A 2,558-nucleotide genomic window follows, 5' to 3' on the forward strand; every position below is an offset into this window, starting at 1 on the left:
GTTCTGGAAGTCGGCGCGCCGCCTTCCATCCGGCGCTACATCGTCGAGAAGGGGTCGATCTGCGTCGATGGAGTCAGCCTGACGGTGGGCGCGGTGGGGCCGCGATGGTTCCGGGTCCATATCATCCCGGCGACGATCGAGAGGACGCTCATGGGCGCGTATCGGGCGGGCCGGAAAGTGAACATCGAGGTCGACTTGCTCGCGAAGTACGCGGAGGCTCTGCTTCGGGACGGGAGCGCTCTCCGCGGCGGCCGCTCGACGCGGGCGGCGATGATGGGGGAGGACGGGTGAGCGAAAGGGCGGCGGAGGTTTTCGCGACGGTCGAAGAGGCGGTGGAGGAGATCCGCGCAGGTCGGATGATCATCGTCGTCGATGACGAGGATCGCGAGAACGAGGGCGATCTGATCATGGCTGCGGAGCGGGTCACCCCTCAGGCGGTGAACTTCCTGACCCACCACGGGCGCGGCCTGATCTGCGTCCCGATGCAGCAGGACCGGCTCCAGAGGCTCGACCTTCCTCAGATGGTCCACACGAACACGGCGAAGCTCGGCACCCCCTTCACCGTGAGCGTGGACGCCGCCCACGGCACGACGACGGGGATCTCGGCATTCGATAGGGCGCATACGATCCGCGTCCTGATCGATCAAGAGACCCGCCCGGAGGATCTGGCGCGCCCGGGGCATGTCTTCCCGTTGTGCGCGGCGAATGGAGGCGTGCTGCGCAGGGCGGGGCACACGGAGGCGGCGGTGGATGTGGCCGCGCTCGCGGGCCTCTATCCGGCCGGGGTCCTCTGCGAGATCCTGCACGAGGACGGGACGATGGCCCGATTGCCCGAGCTATCGCGCATGGCGTCGGAGCACGGGCTGAAGATCCTGTCGATCGCCTCTTTGATCGAGTACCGTCGCCGCACCGAGAGGCTCGTCCGCCGCCTCGCGGAGACCTCCTTCCCGACGGAGCGCGGTCAGTTCCGCCTTGTGATCTTCGAGAGCATTCTCGACGGCGAGGATCACGTGGCCCTGGTCATGGGAGAGATCCGCGCCGAGGATGCGGTTCTCGTGCGGGTCCACTCGCAGTGCCTCACGGGCGATGTGCTCGGTTCGCTCCGATGCGACTGCGGCCAGCAGCGCAGCCTGGCTCTCGAGCTGATCGCGGCGGAGGGGAAGGGGGTCTTCCTCTACATGCGGCAGGAAGGGCGCGGGATCGGGCTTGCCAACAAGATCCGGGCCTACCATCTCCAGGACCAGGGCCTCGACACGGTCGAGGCGAACATGAAGCTGGGCTTCAGGCCGGATGAGCGCGACTTCGGCATCGGCGCGCAGATCCTGGCCGATCTGGGAGTCCGCAGGATCCGGCTCTTGACCAACAATCCCCACAAGCGGGTGGGGCTGTCCGCGCACGGCCTCGAGATCGTCGAGACGGTTCAGATCGAGATCCCGCCGAATCCACAGAACCGCCGCTACCTGGAGGCCAAGAGGGAGAAGCTGGGTCACACGCTTCGGATCGATGCGCGCTGAAGCCGGTCCCGCCGGAGGGCGGCGGAGCGCGAGGATGTGGGACTGTCCCAAGGGAGGATGAGTCATGGCGAAGGAGTTTCTGGCGTCCCTGGATGCTTCCGGAAGACGCTTCGGTGTTGTGGCGAGCCGCTATAGCCGCGTGGTGACCGACCGCCTCGTCGGCGGCCTCCTCGATTGCCTGCGCCAGCACGGAGTCGCGGAGGACGCGGTTGAGATCGTATGGGTGCCCGGCTCCTTCGAGATCCCGATGGCGGCTCTCGCGGCCGCCCGCTCCGGGCGCTTCGACGCCGTGGTCGGCCTCGGCTGCGTGATCCGGGGCGAGACCCCGCACTTCGAACACGTCTCGCGGGAGGCGGCGCGCGGCATCTTCCAGGTCGGTTACGAGACAGGCGTCCCGACGATCTTCGGAGTGATCACGGCCGAGACCGTCGATCAGGCCCTCGAGAGGGCCGGCTTGAAGGGCGGAGGACGAGGGTATGACGCCGGGCTCGTCGCGCTCGAGATGATCGGCGTCCTCGCCCACCTTCGAAGCTCCGCGCGAACGCCCAAGCGTCGGTGAGCCCGACCGGGGGAGCCGAGAGGCCCTCGCGCGGCGGACGGACCCGCGCGCGCGAGGTCGTGTTCCGTTCCGTCTTCGAGGTCGACCTCACGGGAGACGACCTCCTTGAGACGCTCGAGCTCTCGCTCGGCCGTTTCCGATTCACGCAGGACGGGCGCGCCTTCGCCCTTCGTCTGGCGGCCGGCGCGGTGGAGCACCGCGCGCGGGTCGACGCCCTCCTGGAGGAGCTTCTCCGCAACTGGTCGATCGATCGAGTCTCTACCGTCGTTCGCGCGATCCTTCGGGTCGCCCTCGCGGAGATGCTCTCGATCGCCGAGACCCCGGCTCGCGTGATCCTCGACGAGGCGGTGCGGCTCGCCAACCGTTACGGCGAGGAGGAGGCGGGCTCCTTCGCCAACGGGGTCCTCGACGCGGCGGCGCGACGGCTCCGTCCCGGCGAGCTGCCGCCGCCCGCCGGGGCCTGACGGAAGGCCCCCAGCGGCCCT

The 2,558-nt window shown here is 68.7% G+C and carries 4 protein-coding genes; all 4 read left to right on the plus strand.

Annotated features, from left to right (window positions below; translation table 11 throughout):
• On the plus strand, positions 1–291 hold a 291-nt coding region (locus tag FJY88_13435), incomplete at its 5' end, for a riboflavin synthase (GenBank protein ID MBM3288329.1).
• Positions 288–1,514, plus strand: coding sequence for a bifunctional 3,4-dihydroxy-2-butanone-4-phosphate synthase/GTP cyclohydrolase II (locus FJY88_13440; GenBank protein MBM3288330.1), 1,227 nt, complete (start codon positions 288–290; stop codon positions 1,512–1,514). The genes FJY88_13435 and FJY88_13440, both read left to right, overlap by 4 nt.
• A gap of 64 nt (positions 1,515–1,578) precedes the next feature.
• Positions 1,579–2,073: a 6,7-dimethyl-8-ribityllumazine synthase gene (locus FJY88_13445; protein ID MBM3288331.1), complete on the plus strand. Its 495-nt coding sequence runs from the start codon at positions 1,579–1,581 to the stop codon at positions 2,071–2,073.
• On the plus strand, positions 2,070–2,537 hold the full coding sequence (gene nusB / locus FJY88_13450; GenBank protein MBM3288332.1) for a transcription antitermination factor NusB: 468 nt from the start codon (positions 2,070–2,072) through the stop codon (positions 2,535–2,537). The genes FJY88_13445 and nusB overlap by 4 nt, the downstream gene beginning before the upstream one ends.
• The last annotated feature ends 21 nt before the right edge of the window (positions 2,538–2,558 follow it).

Source organism: Candidatus Eisenbacteria bacterium, assembly GCA_016867495.1.
GTDB lineage: Bacteria > Eisenbacteria > RBG-16-71-46 > CAIMUX01 > VGJL01 > VGJL01.